Here is a 16,578-nt window from a genome sequence, read left to right as displayed (position 1 = left end):
CCGTCGCGCGGCGGCGGGCGGGCGCCAGCGGGGCGGACTGTAGGGGGCGCCGTACTGTTGGGCTCCCCAACTCCCGCAGCCATGGACTCGAAGTCGTACACGTACGAAGGCGCCGACGCCACCGTCACCTGGGACAAGGCACGGTGCATCCACTTCGCGGCGTGCGTCCACGGGCTGCCCAAGGCGTTCGACACATCGCGACGGCGGTGGATCGATCCGGACGCCGCGGACCCCGACGCCCTGCTGGCGGTCGTCCGCCGGTGCCCGACGGGGGCGCTCCACCTGCAGGCGCCGGACGGGACGGATCCGGAGCCGACCCTGGAGACGGCCCAGATCGTGGTGGGGGCGGACGGCCCGCTCTACGTGTCGGGCGACGTGACGGTGCAGACCGTCGACGGGGAGGTGCTGCTGCGCGACACGCGCGTGGCGCTGTGCCGGTGCGGGCTCTCGGCCAACAAACCGCTCTGCGACAACAGCCACCTCGACTCATTTGCGGACCCTGGCCACCTCGAAGACACGGGGACCTTGCTTGACACGGCGGAGGTCGACGCGGTGCTCACCCTCACGCCCCGGCCGGACGGCCCGCTGCTGGTGGCCGGGCCGGTGACGATCGTGGCGTCGGACGGGACGGCGGTGACGAAGGCGAAGGCGGCGCTGTGCCGGTGTGGGCACTCGCAGAACAAGCCGTTCTGCGACGGCAGCCACCGCGAGGCGGGCTTCGTGGCGGCGTGAACAGTTTGCGCTTCAGCCGCCGGGAGGTGACGCACAGCGGTGGGACGAAGCTATGGCTGGCGGCGCCGTTGGGACGAGTCGGGGACGCTGCCCCTCTCGGTCGGCCTGCAAGCGCGGGTTAGCCCGCCCGAGCACGGCGTATCTCAGAGAGTGCCGCGAGGGCACGCTCTCCCATCTCGCCCGCCCTCTCTTGTCCCGACCTCGAGGCAAAGCGTTCTACAGCCGCCAGGGCTTCCGTCTCTGAAAGAGAGAGGGCTGTCGGGTGCTGAGATATGGCCCCGGCGGCCCGCGCATCGGCCGCCCTCACTTTCCAACTTGGCCAACTTGAGCGAACCCTCTCAAGGGCTCGATACTCCGGGACGTCTTGCCAGAGGGCGAGGGTCTGGGAATGATGGGCGACCTCGATTACGGCATGGAGCTTCTGTCCTAGCCCTATGGCGGCGGCCGGCGCCGCTTCGAGTAGCACGGTCATCCGTGGACCGTACGCGAGCAAGGCGGTCGCGGCGTGCTCGCTGAGGTAGGACGACGTGCGGTCCGGCCCCGCCACTATGACTTCAGTACGTGCCGAGCCCCTGTTCTGCGGGTACTTCGGATCAACGACGTCCTCCTCGTCGACGTTGTGGTAAAGCGGCCCGTCGCTCCCGAGCCGTCTCATGGTGTCCGCGTCGAGGGCGAGATGTTCTCCGACGTCTAAGATGCCGCGCTGGGCGTGACGAAGGGCCCACCCTGGCCAATCCTGTCGGAGAGCCGCGATCGCGATCTGCCTCAAGGGGCTCTCCTCTAGCAACTCCGATATCCCGTCGAAGAGGACGACCCGCTCATCAGCGTCAACGAGGACACACCCCTCACAGTCGGTGTTGTCGTAGAGCCGGTCGGCGCCTTCGACCTGCGAGGACCTCACGTAATCGGCGACGCGCTCGAACCCGCCGAACAAAAGATCAGGGATGCCGAGGGCGCCCCACCGGTTCTTTCCGAAAGTGACATCGCCTCCCTGCCGAAGCGCATAGTTCGCTCTGTGTCCCATGCAAGCTGATTACAGTTGGAGGCGGGCTAACAGATTGCGGCTTGCTCTGTTGAGAAGCTCGACGAGGCTGCTCAGCTCCGATGTCGGCAAGCGGCTCGAGATGGGGACTGACGGGAGTGCGACCGACGCCTAACCGGAGTGTCGCGTGGTTATCAACAGAGCAGCTGGCCGCTTAGCCGCCGGGGGTGACGGCACGGCGGGTAGACGAGCGAAGGTAGGCGCCGACGTTCGGACGAGCCAAGAACGCTCGCGCCCCCGGTCGGCCTACAGCGGCGGGTTCTACCGCCCTCGCTCATGGGGCCTCGGTGTCGGTCCTCTCCGCCGGGAGCGAGTACGGCCTTCCGTAGAGGATGTCGAACAGTTCCGGGTACAGTGGTGGCGGCGCGCCCGCGTTGTTCATCACGGCGATGGTGACCCCGTCCTCGGGGACCCGGTACCACATGGCCGTCCACGCGGGCGGCATGCCCCCGCCCATCGCGTACGCCGTCACGCTGTCGGCCCCGGCGCCCGGCCGGCGGTGGACCGACTCGACCCCGTACGCCTCGGAGTGGATGAGACCTAACCCCATGTCGTCGCCGACGTGGTCCGTCAGGACGCGCGGCTCCGCCATCACCGCCTGCATCGCGGGTGAGAGGACCCGGCCCTCGCGCAGCGCCGCGTCGAGGCGGACGAGGTCGCGGGGCGTCGCGTACAGCACGCCCTCGGCGTAGGTGCTCGGCTCGAACGGGGCGTGGGTGAGCCGGCCGTCGTCGCCGAGGCGGTACCCCGTCGCCATCCCCTCCACGACCGGCTCGAACAGCGCGCACCCGGTCCCCGTCATGCCGGCCGGCTCGGTCACCCGCTCGCGGACGAGGTCGCAGTACGGCGTCCCCGAAGTGGCCTCCAGGATCAGGCCGATCAGGACGTACCCCGTGTTGCTGTAGTCGTGGGCCGTCCCGGGCTCGAACTCCAGGGGCCGGCGGACCATCGCGGCCACGACCGAGTCGGCCGGCACGCGCCGGTAGAGGTAGCGCGCGGCGTACTCGTCGTCGCTGAGGTCGTTGGCGTAGTCCACGATCCCCGAGGCGTGGATGAGGAGGTCGGCGACGGTGATCCGGGGGTCGATGGGCGCTGGGAAGTCGGGGAGGTATCCGGCGGCCGGGGCGTCGAGGCTCAGCGCGCCGCGCTCGATCTCCTGGAAGACGAGGAGCGCGGTGATCGGCTTCGTGACCGACGCGATCCGGTAGCTCACGTCGGGCCCGTTCGGGACACCCCAGGTGGCATCGGCGAGGCCGAACCCGCCCTCGTAGACCACGTCCCCGTCCCGAGCGACTACGACGGCCCCGTGGAAGAGCCCGAGCGCGTGGTAGCGGGCCATGAGCGCGTCGATCCGCTCCGCCTCCGTCTGCGCAGAGGCCGCTTGCGTCGAGCACGCAGCAAGCAGCGCGAGTACGCAGGCGAACGTGGGCCATGCCATCATTCGGGCACCGGGCGGTATAACAGGTGACCGCTCAGCCGCAGCACGCTGACGACTGGCGGGCGGGACGAGGCAACGTAGACACCGGCGCATGGACGAGGCAAGAACGCTCGCGCGTGCTGTCGGCCAGTAGCGGTGGGTTCTGCGGCTTGATCCTCACCTTTGTCGAGAGGTGAGCCGCTTGGGGACAGAGCTATTCCACCATGCTGGCGTCAACGATCTCCCGAAGCTCAATGAGGTACCGCCGAAGCGCCTTTCTGTTGTTGCGTTGGTCCCGGCGGGCGTCAAGGAGGGTTACAGCTTGAGCGTAGAGTTGGTCGTCGCTTAGGATCCCCTCTACCACGACAGGGAACGGGCGCCGAATCTCCCCGGCTGGGAAGAACGACATCGGGTCCGCGCGGGCAACCGAGTCCCGATCCGCGTCGGAGTACTTCGACAGTTCGGCCTCCACCTTGTCCATCCCCTCGTTGAGCCCGTGCACAGCGCGGCGGATCTCGCTGTTCTGGAAGTCCGCCGCAACCACAAACCCTTGCACCTCGGACGGGAGCATCGCGAGGACGGACCGGAGCGAGTCGTCACGGATGAGCGCGAGGTCGCCCGTCGCGGCGAGCCCGTCCGCCGTTGCGGTCACGACCCTCGGAAACCTGTAGTACCCGGCCCACTGCCGCCAGTGGAGGAGCGAGTCGAGTTCCGGTCGCTCGGGCGTGCGGAAGGCCTGAACGAGGAGGGCCGCGTCGCGGTCCGTCTCCGCGAAGAACGGCTGCTCACGATCGAGTCTCGCCACGGACATGTCGAGGTCGGCGACGATCTGGCGGAGGTAGGCCTGCTCCTTGGCCACGTTGGCACGGGCCTGCCCCCAGGCCGTCACCTGGAAGCCGATCACCACGCCGGCGATCACGATGACGAGTTCGAGCGCGACTGCGAACCAGTTCTGCTCTCGCACAGCCTGCGACAGGCGACCGAGGATGGTGTGCGCCCGCCTCGGGCGCTCTGTCGACGGCTCGGGATAAGACGCGGGTGATTGTTCTTCGGTCTCAGCCATTTACCAAGCTACGGGAGCCGCAGAACAGATGGCGGCTCAGCCCCACAGGGCTGAGGGCACGGTGGACCGGCGGAAGCTATGGAAGCAGCGGCGGTCGGAGCGGCTGAGAACGCTGGAGCCCGGTGTCGGCCTGCAGCTGCGGGTTCTACGGCGGCGGCGGGCACCCGCTCAGTTGAAGGACCCGGCGTAGACGAGTTGCCCGTCCTCGACGGCGTATCCGCCCCCCGAGCACGTCGCGGCTGACAAGCCGCTATCCGTCGGCTCTGACAGGTCGCACGACTCGACCCACACGTATACGCTCGGGCCAAGTGGGGGGGCTCCCGCGTCCCAGAGCTTGACTCGGAGGCCGTCAAACGCGCCCGCCTCGAACGTCGCCACCCCGCACTCCGGCTCGGCTTGTTCTGAGAGGCAGGCGATCAGGACCGCGGCGTCCTCCCGTGCCCCGACTGCCACCGCGTCGGCCTCGCCGTCGCCGTTTACGTCAGCCATGTGGGCGTAGGGGTCGGCCCCCTCGTGCGCACTGAAGTCCCACGCTCGGTCCGACCCCGTAGGGTAGGAGAGGTCGTAAGCGGCCAGCATTCGAGTGACCGCCTCGACGGCCTCACCAGCGGGGAGGACCTGCCCGCTCGCCGGCGCGGCGTGAAGCACCGCGAGCACAAGGGAGAGGGCTGTAATCGTCGGGCGCATAGGTCGGGAGCCGCCGTAGAACAGTTAGACGCTCAGCCGCCCGTAGTTGGAGGTGTAGCGGTGGGTCGAAGCTATGACTGGCGGTAGCGGTCGGCGAGACTGAAAGAGTTGGCGCGTAGGGTCGGCCTGCAGCGGCGAGTTAGGCGGCGCCAGGCACATACTCTACTCCTCTCGCTCTTGAGCGAATGTCACGGACGAGCCCGGGAGCGACAATGCTAACTCAGCCAGTCGACCGAAAGCATACGTGTAGGGTCGGTCAGTGGTGCTCCATTGAGCCTTTTCGACTGACTCGTCACCTGATTCAATGAATCGGACGAGTTGGCCTCGTGCCCCACCTGGCCTCCAGTAGCCCCGCATCTCGACAATGCTCCCAGTGCGATCGGGTTGAACTCGGGCGCGAACGGCGAGGAGGACGCTAGATCCGACAGTATGGAGCGAGGTCTGCAGGATCCCAGCGGCGTCAGCATCAACGCTGTAGCCTGCCCGGCGAAGCGAGCGTTCAACGGTGGCGCGAGCGGAGTCCGGGGCGAGCGGGACGCGGACGACGGCGACGTTCGAGCCGGTCGGGATTGCGAGGTCCTCGAACTGAGCAGTCCGGGTTGAGGCGCAGCCCGTGAGGCAGGCGACAATAAGACAGGCGGTGGCGAGGCGCATCGGAGAGTAAGGAAAGGAGCGCCGAGTTACGATGGCTTTCAAGCCAGGTTGCGCTGTTCAAGCGCCGCCTAACAGTTTGCGGGTCAGCCGCACAGGGCTGAGGGCGCCGTGGACTGGCGGAAGCTATGGATGCGGTGGATTTCGGAGCGGCTGAGATCGCCGGAGCCCTGGGTCGGCCTGCAGCCGCGGGTTACACCGCGCGGGGTCACGAGTACTCGACGAACACCGCGTGGCCCCTCTCCGCCTCCGTCTCGTAGAAGGCCCGCATGGTGTCGAACCGCCCCCGGAGGTACCGCCGGTCCTGTTCTACGAGCGGCCGGCTCAACGGCGTGTGGACGTACGCCCCCGCGAGCGCAGGCTCGTGCGCCGACAGCACGGCGTTGAACTCCACCAGACCGAGCGCCCGCGCCGTCTCGGCCACCTCCTCAGCCGTGCTGTAGCGGGGGAGGTAGTCATGCTCGGCGAGGTAGAACTCCGGCATCGGGTGCCACCCGACCGCGCCGGCGCCGGCCGGCGTGGATGCCACCCGCGTCTCGTCCGTCGCCCCGTCTTTCGCACGCCGGACAGGGTCAAGCAGGAAGAGAAGGGCGTCGGCCGCCTTGTCCAGGCTGGCGTAGTCGCGGCTCTCCGTCGCAAGCTCCCGCTCGCGTTCCAGTTCGAGCCAAGCGTCGATGCTGCCCCGCAGGACGTTGAGCCTGGGCTCCGGGAGCGGGGTGAGGTACGTGCGACGGCCCACAGTTGAGCAAGGAGCGCGGTGTAACAGAGGGCCGCTCAACCGCGAAGGGCTTACGGCACAGTGACAGAACGAAGCGAAAGTAGCGTCGAGGTTCGGACGAACTGAGAACGCTGAAGCCCTTCGTCGGCTTGCAGCGGCGGGTTATGCCGCCCGAATGTGATCTATTGAGGTTCGATGGCTTGCATGAGTTGATCAACGACATGATCGAGCCCACGCGCGGACGACACTGCCAGTCTATCTGCTAACAGTGGCGAGTGGCGACGCACGTGGGCTTGGTCAACCCCATGCCACACGGGCAGAACCACTTTAGTGCCTTCGGATTCGCGTGCTACCAATCCGTCCAGTTCAAGCTGGGGCCAATGTTTTTCGAAGAATGCCTTGCTCAAAACGACAATTCCGAACCTGGACTGGGCGAGCCCTCGGTCGATAGAGCGTCGCAAGCTGTCTCCTACCGTTAACGTAAAGGCATCAAACCAAACCTTTAGGCCACGGTCGCGCAGGGCTTCCGCTAACGGTTGAGCAAAGGCTGCTTTGTCCTCAGAAGCGTGGGAGACAAACACGTCCCACCGTTGAGGGCGGCTTTGTTGCAACGACATTCTCTGGAATGGAGACGCTGCAGAACTCTTCGGGTTGCTTCGGGACTGCGACTGTATCCAACTCAAAAGGAAGTCTTGGTCCTCCTGGGAAGGCGCGCTGTATTTCCCGTAGTTGCCAGGGTCCATCATGTCGGTCAAGATCCTCAACTGCCGAGCCTTCGGAAAACGAGCAAGACAGTCACGAAGGATCTGCTTCCGGCTCGGCATCCCGCCCGACCATGCGTACTGCTCAATGTTGGGGTCGAGCCGAGAGAAATACTCAACCATCTCAGGACCTGAGAATCCAGTCGAACCAGCAAACATCGCATCCACTCGCTTCTGAATCGCGTGCGGGAGAGCCAGATTTTGCTGTGGATCAGAGAATGACACGGCGTATCAGAGGCGGCATAACCAGTACTTCACCCGACGGCCAGTCGGCAGAACAGGCGGATTCGGTAAATATAGACCCCGCTAGTCGGCATAAAGTGTGGGATACGTCTATATGTATGCCGCTCCCGCTCGTGCGGGCTACCCCGCCAGCCGCTGGCGCAGGAGGGCCTGCACGGCCTTGGGGTCGGCGCCCTTGCCGGCGCGGCGCATGGCCTGGCCGACGAAGAACCCGAACAGCCGCTGCTCGCCGGCGCGGTAGCGGGCGACCTCGTCGGGGTGTTCCGCGAGGGCGGCGTCGATGGCGGGCGCGAGCGCGTCCTCGGAGCGGACGGCCGCCAGCCCCAGGGCCTCGACGACGCCGGCCGCCGTCCCGCCACGCTCCACGAGCCCGGCGACGGCCTCGCCTGCCGCGTTCCGCGTTAGCGTCCCAGCCTCCACCATCGCCAGCACGGCCGCGAGGGCGGGGCCGTCGGCCTTCGAGTCGGACAGCTCGCGGTGGCCCAGGGCGCGGCGCAAGTCGTGGACCACGAGGGCGCCCGCGGCCTTGGGGTCGGCGCCGGAAGCGATCGTGTCGTCGGTCAGCTTGCGGAGCCCGGGGTCGGTCGCCAGCACGGCGGCCTCCTCCTCGCCGACGCCCCGGACGACGAGGGCGCTATACGTTTCGCGCTGGGCGTCGTCGAGGGAGCTGGCGGGGTCGCGGGGACCGACGGGTGCTTGCGGAGTCGGGGTGGCCTTTGGCTCGTCGCGAGCGGGGGCGGCTGTCGGGGTGGCCCAGTTGTCCTTGAGGGCGACGATCTGGTTGAACGCGAGCGCGCCCGGCAGGCTGTCGGCGGGGTCGCGCCAGAAGTAGCCGACGCGCTCGAACTGGTAGCGCGTGTCGGCGGGGTCGTCGGCCACGGACGGCTCGACGACCCCCTCGGTCTCGACGAGCGAGTCGGGGTTGAGGAGGGAGAGGAAGTCGTCGGCGGCGCCGGGGTTGGGGTCCGAAAAGAGGCGGTCGTACAGGCGGAACGCGGCGGGCAGGCCGGTGCTCGCGTCGACCCAGTGGATGACGCCGGTCGGCTTGGCGTCGGGCGCGAGGCGGGCGCGGATGGCGGTGACGGTCCCATCGGCGTCGTGGTCGGCGCCGGTGCACTCGATGACGGGCCCGTGGCGCAGGCGCACGACAGCTCCGGGCGCGAGCCGCTTCCAGCGCTTGGGCGCCACGTCGGCGTAGTCGGCCCGCTCGACGACGAGCGACGACGAGATGGGGAGCGGGCGCGAGGTCGGGGCGTCCGCCGGGGGCGTCACGTCGTGCGGCCAGTACGGGGCGTCGAGCGTGGCGGTCGCCAGCCCCTCGACGGTGAGCGGGACGGGGTCGGTGACCGCCAGCACGCGGCGGGCCGTCCCGTTGAGGTCGTCGCGGACGGCGTAGTCGAGCTGCTGGATCTCGACGGAGCCGTTGACCTTGGTGACGCCGAGGTCCGCGAAGAAGCGCCGCAACGCCTGGGGGCGGACGCCGCGGCGACGCAAGCCGGCGATGGTCGGCATCCGGGGGTCGTCCCACCCGGCGACGTGGCCGCCCTCGACGAGCTGGCGGAGCCGACGCTTGCTCATCACCGTGTAGTCGAGGTTGAACCGCGCGAACTCGTGCTGGTGGTTTCGGGGCTCGGGGATGCCGATGGCGTCGAGGTACCAGTCGTAAAGCGGGCGGTTGACGTCAAACTCCAGCGTGCAGACCGAGTGCGTGACGCCCTCGATCGCGTCGCCCTGGCCGTGCGCCCAGTCGTAGAGCGGGTAGATGGCCCACTCGGTCCCACGCCGGTAGTGCTCGGCGTCGCGGCGGATCCGGTACATCACCGGGTCGCGGAGCTTCATGTTGGGGTGCGCCATGGGCCCGTGCTCGGTGTCGATTTTGGCGCGGAGCACGTGGGAGCCGTCGGGGTGCTTCCCGTCCTTCATCTCCTCCAAGAGCCGCAAGCTTTCTTCGACGGGGCGGTCGCGGTAAGGCGACGGCATCCCGGCCTCCGTCACCGTCCCCCGAGTCGCGCGGATCTCGTCGCCGGACTGGCTGTCGACGTACGCGAGCCCTTTTCGGACGAGGTCCTGGGCCCACTCGTAGAGCTGCTCGAAGTAGTCGCTGGCGTAGCGGACCTCGGCGGGCGCGAAGCCGAGCCACTCGACGGCGTCGAGGAGCGCGTCGGCGAACTCCTGGCTCTCGGCCTCGGGGTTCGTGTCGTCGTAGCGCAGATTCGTGCGGCCGCCAAACTCCTGCGCGAGCCCGAAATTGAGGCAGATCGACTGGGCGTGCCCGATGTGCGGGTAGCCGTTGGGCTCCGGCGGGAAGCGGGTGACGACCCGGCCGCCATACGTGCCCGCCTCGATGTCGGCGGCGACGATGTCGCGGAGGAAGTTGGACTTGGGCGCGCGGTCGTCGGACACGAGGACGGGGGAGGGGGAGAGGGCAGGCTAACGCCAGCGGCGGGGCCGGGATGCCGCGAGACGGTGAATCGGAGGGGCAGAGGCCATCGTCGGATCGCCGGTGCCGGCCCCCTCCGTACCCTGTACCGCGTACCCCATACCCTTCCCGCTTATGCACGGACGCGGCCCCGAGGTCAAGCACCCCGACCCCTTTGGCGACGCCCTGCCAACGCTCGCTGGCGCCCGCGTCCGCTTGCGCCACGTCCGGGAGGCCGACCTCCCGGACCTGCTGGCGATGCTGGGCGACGCGAGCCACTTGCGGTTCTGGAGCCACGGTCCGCTGGCGGATCTCGACGCGGCGCGAACCTACTTCGAGGGGATGAACCGGGGATTCCGCGAGCGGTCGCTGTTTCAGTGGGTCGCCGCCGACCCCGACACGGACCGGCTCGTCGGGACGGTCACGCTCGTCGACTGGGACCGGCAAAACCGGCGGTGCGAGCTGGGCTTCATCCTGCACCCGGGCCACATCGGCAAAGGGCTGGCGTCCGACGCCGTCCGCACCGCGCTGGCGTTCGCGGTCGACACGATGGGGCTGCACCGCGTCGAGGCGGATGTGGACCCGGAGAACGTCGGGTCGGCGCGGCTCTTGGAGCGGCTCGGCTTCCAGCTCGAAGGCCATTTCCGCGACCGCTGGTTCACGTGGTTTGAGGAGTGGAAGGGCTCGGCGATGTACGGCCTGCTGGCGGAGGACCTGGTGCGGTGACTCGGTGGTCGGTCCTCGGTTTTCGGTTGTCGGATCCGAGACCCCGACGTCAATGGCGAAGTCATCATCGACTGACCACTGACCACTGACCACTGACCACCGACCTACTGCTCCGGCGCCTCCGTCCCGCAGGACCAGCAGACGGCAAACTGGCCGCCCACCATCTCGCCGCACGTCGGGCACTCCCACGGCTCGACGTCGGACGCCTCGGCCATCACGTCCTTGACCGTCCCGGCCGCGCTCGGGGCGTCCTCATCCGACACCCAAACCTCGATCCAGGTCTCGAGGGGCGGGATCTCGCCGACGAACGCCGCGCGCGTCTCGCCGCGGATCTCGGCCACGATGCCGTCCGCTTCAAGCGCGTGGCGGACGAGGTGGGCGACAGGAGCGTTGGGGGTGCTGTAGACGCGGATCATCGCTGGGGCGGCTGGTGAGGGCCCCGATACGCTGGCGCGGGGTCAGAGATGCGCGGCTTCGACCAGCATGATGGAGTGGTCGAACAGCGCCAACGTTCCTGGTGGGCCGTGCCCGGGCACGACGATCTCTGCGTCGGGAAAGCGGTCGCGCGCCAGCCGGAGCGCGCCCGGCCACGAGTCGAGGTCCGCGTCGGCCGTGTTGCCCGCGGTCGTACGGTTGGCCTCGGAGACGGCGCACCCGCCCGCGAGCACCCCAGCGCCCGGGACGTACACCATCACGTTGTCGCGCGTGTGGCCGGCGCCGGGGTACAGCACCTCGAAGGGCCCCAGCCGTGTACTCGCGCCCGGCACCGTCAGCCCCGCCAGCGAGTCCGACGGGACCGCGTTGCCCTCGGCTGCTGCCAGCCGCTGGGTCATCGACGACGCATAGACCGGAATGCCCCGCTGCCGAAGGACGTCCGCGCCCCCGACGCGGTCGTCGTGGAAGTGCGTCGATACAGCGCCCTGGACGGGCAGCCCGATCTCGGCGTCGACGGCCGCCAGCAGGGCCTCCGTCGCCGCCTCGCCCCAGGCCGTGTCGACGAGCCAGACGTCGTCGCCGTCGCGGACGACGAGCCCGTTGGAGGGGTAGACGGTGCCGCCGTCGAGCTCGAAGGTGGAGACGTGGGCCCAGACGCCGGGCGCCAGCGCGTGGAGGGCGATCTCGCCCGGAGCCACGTCGGCGGCGGTCGGGTACGGCGCGGGGTCGGCGGGCGGGGCGCTGGCGCAGCCCGCAAGCAGAGCGACGAGGACGAGGAGGCGAGGCATGGCGGTCGGGGGGAGAGGCGTGCCTACCGCTCGGGTGGCCGCGGGTTCGCCTGCTGGCGCCGGACCCGTCGTCGTGCGGGCCGACCTCAGAACGCGAGCGTCGCCGTCACGGCGTGGTGGTCGGAGGGGAGGCGTGGGTTGTCGGTCCCGAGGATCTCGCCGATGGTCCGGTCCAGCGTCGCCGCCACGCGCACGCGGACGCCCTCCGACACGAATACGTAGTCGATGCGGCCTCCGTCGGCGTCGCGCCCGAAGCCATTCCAGGTCGCGTTCCCGCCAGCCGGGGGCGACTCTGAAACGAGGCGGGCATCGCGAAGGGCTGCCGCGAACGTTTGGACCACGTCCGAGCCGTCGGGCGCGTTGAGGTCGCCCGTGACCACGAGCGGGTCGCCGTCGGCGATCGCGAGGGCGCGGTCGGCGACGAGGCGGGCGCTCGCGCGCCGGGCCGTCGCGCCTCGGTGGTCGAAGTGGGTGTTGACGACGACGAAGGCGGCCCCCGTCGTCCGGTCGCGGAACCGGGCCCACGTCGCGATGCGGGGGAGCGCTGCGTCCCACCCGACGCTGCCGGGGGCGTCGGGCGTGGGCGAGAGCCAAAAGGTGCCGCCACCGAGGCGTTCGAAGCGGTCGGTCCGGAAGAGGAGCGCGCTCTGCTCGCCGCCGCCGTCGGCGTCGCGGCCTAGCCCGAAGCGGGTATAAGCGCTCAGCCGGGCGTCGAGCGTGTCAAGCATCGCCGCCGTCGCCTCCTGCACGCCGACCACGTCGGCCTCCCGGATGGTCGCCGCGACGGCCTCCACGCGATGGGGCCACGCGTCCTCGCCGTCCGAGGCCACGTCCACGCGGATGTTGAAGCTCATCACCCGGACGGGCGTGTCTGGAGCGCCGGGTTGTGCCGAGGCACAGGCGCCGAGCCCGGTGGCCATTGCGAGCAGCGCCGTGAGCGTCCGCAGGGCGTTAGGGCCCGTCAGCGGCCTCGCGTAGCCCAGATCCGGATGAACGTGACGGGCCCTAGCCCCGGACATCGTTGACCTCGATCCAGTAGCCATCGGGGTCCTGCACGTAAATCTGTCGGATGCCGTCGCCCCGAACGCTGATCGTCGCCGGAGCGCCGGGCCAGTCGGAGTACGCGATGCCCAGCGCCTCGGCCCGCGCCACGATGGCGTCGAAGTCGCGGACGCGGAACGCGAAGTGGACGGCCTTGTCGGTCGTCGGTACGTCGCCGTCGTAGGCGATCAGATGGAGCTCCGCCGTCCCCAGGTCGAGCCACCGGATCACGGCCGGGTCGCCGGGCGTGGGCTTCTCCGCGAGCCCGAACAGCGACTGGTAGAACGCGACGCTCGCGTCGAGGTCGGCCACGTGCACGGCCGAGTGGTCGAGGGCGACCGGTGCAGAAGGCGCAGTGCTGGCGCAGCCGGCGGCGAGGACGGCGAGGGCAAAGACGAGCGATCGCATCGAGAGCGGGGAGAGGGGCCAAAATCTACGCCCCGACCTGTTGGCAGAGGGCCCTCCACGGCTCGCGTAGCCGGTGTCCGCCCGTCGCCCGGTGGCCTGATGAGACGCTCCCACGGCGTCCTCATGAGAAACGGCGCGGCTTCCCATCGCACGTCCCACTCACAGGGGGCAGGACGGCGTTGCTGACTGCTCAGGGGCCGCACGAACCACGCCGACCCGTCACCCGTCCGGTTGCAGCGGGGCTCGACGTTGGGTGTGGTGGACCGGCAAACAGGCCGGATGCGCTCGCGAGCCGGTCCGGCTACGCGGCGCGCGCCGCCGTCTCGGTGTGGCGCTGGAGCCAGAACACCAGCACGTCGTCGTCGAAGTGCGGCTGCTCGCTGCGGCGCAAGAGCCACGACATGAGCGAGTGCGCGGGCTGGTCGGCGCGGAGCGCGGCCTGGGCGCCGAGCGCGACGCCGGACTCCCCGAACATCGTCCCGGCCTTGGTCACCTGCTCGTTGAGCCCGTCGGTGTAGCAGAGCAGCGCGCTGTCGGGCGGCAGCTCTAGCTGGCGGTCCTCGTAGACCGTGTTCGGATCGAGGCCGAGGATCAGGTCCGAGTACTCGACCATGCCCGTGCCCTCCGGCGTCACCAGAATGGGGCGGCAGTGGCCGGCGTTCGAGTAGATGATGCGGTTCTTGTCCGGCTCCCAGCGCATCAGCAGCAGCGACGCGAAGGTCTCCTCGAGCACGGCGTCCGTGATCAGCATCTCGTTGACGCGCGCCATCAGCTTGGCCGGGCTCACCGTCTCGCGCAGCATCGCGTGGATGGTGCTGCGGATGTACGACAGGAAGCTGAAGGCGTAGAACTTGGCCTGGAGCCCCTTGCCCATAATGTCGCCGACCGTGAACAGGTACGACCCGTCCTCGGCGCGCGTCCAGTCGAAGAGGTCGCCGCCGCCGTCCTCCTTGGGGCGCGAGAAGAAGACGGTCCGGTAGCCCGGCTCGTTGGGCATCGCCTTGGGCAGGAGCCGGTCCGAGAAGTCCTTCCCGATCTTCGAGTTGAGCCGGGTCTGGTAGACCTGGCTGCGCTGGCAGATCTGGCCGATCCGCGTGATGAGCCGGTCCACGTCGAACGGCTTCGTCAGGTAGTCGTCGACGCCCTTCTTGAGCCCCTTCTGGCGGCTCAGGTCGTCGGTCTTCGCGGTCAGAAAGATGAACGGGATGGCCGACGTCGCGGGGTCCGCGCGCAACGCCGCCAGCAGGGCGAACCCGTCCATGACCGGCATCATGATGTCGCTCACGATGAGGTCCGGCATCCGGTTCTCGACGGCCTCCAGCCCGCGCTCGCCGTTCTCGGCGACCGTCACGTCGTAGACCTTGCCGAGGCGGTACTCGAGCAGGCGCCGAAGCGTCTTGTTGTCCTCGACCACGAGGACGTGGGGGCGCGTGCTCATCGGTCCGTACGGGGAGAGGGGATGGGGCGCCCGGCCTGGCCGTCGCCCATCGAATGGACGAGCGCCGGGTCGGACTGGAGGTCGGCCGCACGAAAGAGCGTGCCGAGGTCGCCGCCAGCCGGGTCCCGGAGCGCGAACGCCAGCCGCTGGCGGGCGGTCTCGGTGGCGGGCTGGAATTCCAACTCCTCGGCGCACGTGACCAGCATCAGCAGGCCGCGACCGCGCTCCGAGGGGGCCGGGGCGTTCAGCATTTCCTGCTGGTGCTCGAGTTGCCGCGCGAAGTCGAAGCCGTTCGAGGTGTCCTCGACCACGCACCGGACGGCGTCGCCGTCGACCCCGATGGTGAGCACGATCTCCTTCTCCCCGTCGTAGTCCGCGTGCTGCACCAAGTTGGCGATCCACTCGTGGATCGTCAGCCGGAGCACGTGGAGCCCGTCGTCGCCCAGGAGGTCGACGTACGGCCCCCCGGCGGCCCAGCCGTCGCAGACGGCATGGAGCCGGTCCACGGCGTGGTCGAAGTCGGTGAAGGCGTACGTCGGCATATCGACTACGGCCGGTGGGGGAGGGAGCGGCGTCGGCGCGGACTAGGCCGTGCCGGTCGGGCGCTGAGGGACGGCCGGGGCCGCCGCGCCGGCGTGCGCTTCGAGCGCCGCCTCGACGGTCGGGAACTGCCGGAACACCTTGTAGGTGCGCGTCAGCTGGACGACGACCTGGACGGGGCGGCTCACCGACGCGAACACCACCTGCCCGCCGGCCGGCGTGAGCTGGCGGTAGAGCGAGAAGATGACGCCGAGGCCGGTCGAGTCCAGGATGCCGGTGCCCGAGAAGTCGAGGACGTAGTAGCGGACGCCTTGGCGGGCGTGCTCCTGACAGGCCGCTTTGAACTCGGCGGCGTTGCGGAAGTCGAGCGCCTTGCCGATGCGGACGACGGCCGCCGTGGAGGACGCTTTTTGGAAGGTGAAGCTCATGGGTGCGCCGATGGGCGAGAGGGAGGTCACGGGGGCCAGCGTGGCCCGGGGCCCGCCTCTCGGACAGATATCATACCACCGGGTCGGACGGCTGCTGCCCGGGTGTCACGAATCCGCGACGCGACGCGAAATCAAAGCCCCGCGCCGTTCCCGGCCATCTGCGCCGGCTTCCGTGCCCGTTGCGGCCCGGTCTGGAGGTGTCACCTTTCGACACCCGGCGGGGCGAATCGACCTCCCGGCCGCCCGTAGTCTTGCACTCCCCCCGTCGCCCCGCCGTGCTCCGCTCCGTTCTCGTGCTCGCGCTCGCCGTCGCCGTCCTCGGCGGCTGTGCCCGGCGTGGGGGCAACGCGCTGCCGCCGGGCGTCGAGCTGAACGACCTGCCGGACAGCGAGAGCTGGGACGCCGCCCTGCGGACCAGCCGCGACGGCGCGCCGCTCCTGGAGGTCTCGGCCCCGTACCTCGCCCGGTACACGCGCGACTCGGCCTACGTCTACCTCGGGCCGGTCCCCGGCGACACCGCCCGCGGCGGCGTCTCGATCCAGCTCTACGCCTCGGGCGACGCGCCGGGCGGGGCCGTCCGCTCGCGCGAGGCGTGGCTGTGGGAGGACCCGGTCCGCGTGGTCGCCGAGGGCGGCGTCCGGGCCGACGTCGACGGGGCGCAGGTGCAGGCGCCGCGCATCGAGATCGACGCCGACGGCGCGTTCCGGGCGTCGGGCGGGGCGTCCGTCGAGCTGGCCGAGGCGCGCGCGAGCGTCCGGGCCCAGCGGGTCAGCGGGGCCGGCGGGCGGTACGAGGCGAGCGGCGCCGTCCGCGTCCTCACGTCCGGCGGGCGGACGCTGGAGGCGGGCCGGGTGATCTACGACCAGGGCTCGGGCCGGTTCTCGGCGCCGGGCGCCTTCGCCTTCGATGGGCCCGGCGAGCGCGTCCGCGGCGTCGGCCTGTCCGCCACCGCCGACCTGTCGCGCTACTCCTTCCGCCGGGCGACCGGCCAGATCGAGGTGCGGGAATGAAGCTCGCCGCGCTCGCCCCGCAAGGGGCATG

General features: G+C 69.6%; 17 protein-coding genes. 3 read left to right on the top strand and 14 right to left on the bottom strand.

Annotation, left to right across the window (positions count from 1 at the left end; genetic code table 11):
• Positions 1-81 precede the first annotated feature (81 nt).
• Positions 82-732 (top strand): CDGSH iron-sulfur domain-containing protein, encoded by a 651-nt coding sequence (locus tag ACLII4_RS13755; RefSeq protein ID WP_412067973.1) that lies wholly within the window; start codon positions 82-84, stop codon positions 730-732.
• Between the two features lie 118 nt (positions 733-850).
• Here the strand turns inward: ACLII4_RS13755 and ACLII4_RS13750 are convergent, their stop codons facing one another.
• From ACLII4_RS13750 to ACLII4_RS13720, 7 genes are all read right to left on the bottom strand, one after another.
• Positions 851-1,756: a hypothetical protein gene (locus tag ACLII4_RS13750; RefSeq protein WP_412067972.1), complete on the bottom strand. Its 906-nt coding sequence runs from the start codon at positions 1,754-1,756 to the stop codon at positions 851-853.
• A 292-nt stretch (positions 1,757-2,048) separates the two neighbouring features.
• Positions 2,049-3,215, bottom strand: a complete 1,167-nt coding sequence (locus ACLII4_RS13745) for a serine hydrolase domain-containing protein (protein ID WP_412067971.1) — start codon at positions 3,213-3,215, stop codon at positions 2,049-2,051.
• A 190-nt stretch (positions 3,216-3,405) separates the two neighbouring features.
• Positions 3,406-4,254: a hypothetical protein gene (locus ACLII4_RS13740; RefSeq protein ID WP_412067970.1), complete on the bottom strand. Its 849-nt coding sequence runs from the start codon at positions 4,252-4,254 to the stop codon at positions 3,406-3,408.
• A gap of 168 nt (positions 4,255-4,422) precedes the next feature.
• Complete coding sequence (locus ACLII4_RS13735; RefSeq protein WP_412067969.1) at positions 4,423-4,941, bottom strand: hypothetical protein; 519 nt, start codon at positions 4,939-4,941, stop codon at positions 4,423-4,425.
• An 859-nt stretch (positions 4,942-5,800) separates the two neighbouring features.
• Positions 5,801-6,331: a DUF1877 family protein gene (locus ACLII4_RS13730; RefSeq protein ID WP_412067968.1), complete on the bottom strand. Its 531-nt coding sequence runs from the start codon at positions 6,329-6,331 to the stop codon at positions 5,801-5,803.
• Between the two features lie 161 nt (positions 6,332-6,492).
• The gene (locus ACLII4_RS13725) at positions 6,493-7,296 is read right to left on the bottom strand and encodes a toll/interleukin-1 receptor domain-containing protein (protein ID WP_412067967.1); all 804 of its coding nucleotides are present in this window, start codon (positions 7,294-7,296) and stop codon (positions 6,493-6,495) included.
• A 138-nt stretch (positions 7,297-7,434) separates the two neighbouring features.
• Positions 7,435-9,717 (bottom strand): glutamine--tRNA ligase/YqeY domain fusion protein, encoded by a 2,283-nt coding sequence (locus tag ACLII4_RS13720; protein WP_412067966.1) that lies wholly within the window; start codon positions 9,715-9,717, stop codon positions 7,435-7,437.
• 151 nt (positions 9,718-9,868) lie between these two features.
• Here ACLII4_RS13720 and ACLII4_RS13715 point away from each other — a divergent pair, with 151 nt between their 5' ends.
• Entirely contained in the window at positions 9,869-10,459 is a 591-nt protein-coding gene (locus tag ACLII4_RS13715; RefSeq protein ID WP_412067965.1) for a GNAT family N-acetyltransferase, read from the top strand.
• 104 nt (positions 10,460-10,563) lie between these two features.
• Here the strand turns inward: ACLII4_RS13715 and ACLII4_RS13710 are convergent, their stop codons facing one another.
• The 7 genes from ACLII4_RS13710 to ACLII4_RS13680 form a co-directional block, all read right to left on the bottom strand.
• A complete protein-coding gene (locus tag ACLII4_RS13710; protein WP_412067964.1) occupies positions 10,564-10,875 on the bottom strand; it encodes a putative signal transducing protein in 312 nt (103 codons plus the stop codon).
• A 42-nt stretch (positions 10,876-10,917) separates the two neighbouring features.
• Positions 10,918-11,682 carry a subclass B1 metallo-beta-lactamase gene (gene bla, locus ACLII4_RS13705; RefSeq protein ID WP_412067963.1) on the bottom strand — a complete coding sequence of 255 codons (765 nt, stop codon included), beginning with the start codon at positions 11,680-11,682 and terminating at the stop codon, positions 10,918-10,920.
• Positions 11,683-11,768: 86 nt separating this feature from the next.
• Complete coding sequence (locus tag ACLII4_RS13700; protein ID WP_412067962.1) at positions 11,769-12,536, bottom strand: endonuclease/exonuclease/phosphatase family protein; 768 nt, start codon at positions 12,534-12,536, stop codon at positions 11,769-11,771.
• 151 nt (positions 12,537-12,687) lie between these two features.
• Positions 12,688-13,131, bottom strand: coding sequence for a VOC family protein (locus ACLII4_RS13695; RefSeq protein WP_412067961.1), 444 nt, complete (start codon positions 13,129-13,131; stop codon positions 12,688-12,690).
• A 301-nt stretch (positions 13,132-13,432) separates the two neighbouring features.
• Entirely contained in the window at positions 13,433-14,569 is a 1,137-nt protein-coding gene (locus ACLII4_RS13690) for a PP2C family protein-serine/threonine phosphatase (protein ID WP_412067960.1), read from the bottom strand.
• Positions 14,566-15,111, bottom strand: coding sequence for an ATP-binding protein (locus ACLII4_RS13685; RefSeq protein WP_412067959.1), 546 nt, complete (start codon positions 15,109-15,111; stop codon positions 14,566-14,568). The genes ACLII4_RS13690 and ACLII4_RS13685 overlap by 4 nt, the downstream gene beginning before the upstream one ends.
• A 42-nt stretch (positions 15,112-15,153) precedes the next feature.
• On the bottom strand, positions 15,154-15,537 hold the full coding sequence (locus tag ACLII4_RS13680; RefSeq protein ID WP_412067958.1) for an STAS domain-containing protein: 384 nt from the start codon (positions 15,535-15,537) through the stop codon (positions 15,154-15,156).
• 275 nt (positions 15,538-15,812) lie between these two features.
• On the opposite strand from ACLII4_RS13680, the gene ACLII4_RS13675 reads away from it, so the two are divergent.
• Positions 15,813-16,547, top strand: a complete 735-nt coding sequence (locus ACLII4_RS13675) for a hypothetical protein (RefSeq protein ID WP_412067957.1) — start codon at positions 15,813-15,815, stop codon at positions 16,545-16,547.
• Positions 16,548-16,578 lie beyond the last annotated feature (31 nt).

This window comes from Rubrivirga aquatilis, assembly GCF_046845665.1.
Lineage (GTDB): Bacteria > Bacteroidota > Rhodothermia > Rhodothermales > Rubricoccaceae > Rubrivirga.
Note: the sequence above shows the minus strand (reverse complement) of the source record. Positions and strands in the feature narration are given on the sequence as shown.

Bases quoted from the DNA above. Each gene is read 5' to 3' on its own strand.
- ACLII4_RS13755 (WP_412067973.1), top strand. From the start codon at position 82: ATGGACTCGAAGTCGTACACGTACGAAGGCGCCGACGCCACCGTCACC.
- ACLII4_RS13715 (WP_412067965.1), top strand. From the start codon at position 9,869: ATGCACGGACGCGGCCCCGAGGTCAAGCACCCCGACCCCTTTGGCGAC.
- bla (WP_412067963.1), bottom strand. From the start codon at position 11,682: ATGCCTCGCCTCCTCGTCCTCGTCGCTCTGCTTGCGGGCTGCGCCAGC.
- ACLII4_RS13680 (WP_412067958.1), bottom strand. From the start codon at position 15,537: ATGAGCTTCACCTTCCAAAAAGCGTCCTCCACGGCGGCCGTCGTCCGC.
- ACLII4_RS13740 (WP_412067970.1), bottom strand. From the start codon at position 4,254: ATGGCTGAGACCGAAGAACAATCACCCGCGTCTTATCCCGAGCCGTCG.
- ACLII4_RS13745 (WP_412067971.1), bottom strand. From the start codon at position 3,215: ATGATGGCATGGCCCACGTTCGCCTGCGTACTCGCGCTGCTTGCTGCG.
- ACLII4_RS13735 (WP_412067969.1), bottom strand. From the start codon at position 4,941: ATGCGCCCGACGATTACAGCCCTCTCCCTTGTGCTCGCGGTGCTTCAC.
- ACLII4_RS13690 (WP_412067960.1), bottom strand. From the start codon at position 14,569: ATGAGCACGCGCCCCCACGTCCTCGTGGTCGAGGACAACAAGACGCTT.
- ACLII4_RS13710 (WP_412067964.1), bottom strand. From the start codon at position 10,875: ATGATCCGCGTCTACAGCACCCCCAACGCTCCTGTCGCCCACCTCGTC.
- ACLII4_RS13685 (WP_412067959.1), bottom strand. From the start codon at position 15,111: ATGCCGACGTACGCCTTCACCGACTTCGACCACGCCGTGGACCGGCTC.
- ACLII4_RS13750 (WP_412067972.1), bottom strand. From the start codon at position 1,756: ATGGGACACAGAGCGAACTATGCGCTTCGGCAGGGAGGCGATGTCACT.
- ACLII4_RS13700 (WP_412067962.1), bottom strand. From the start codon at position 12,536: ATGAGCTTCAACATCCGCGTGGACGTGGCCTCGGACGGCGAGGACGCG.
- ACLII4_RS13695 (WP_412067961.1), bottom strand. From the start codon at position 13,131: ATGCGATCGCTCGTCTTTGCCCTCGCCGTCCTCGCCGCCGGCTGCGCC.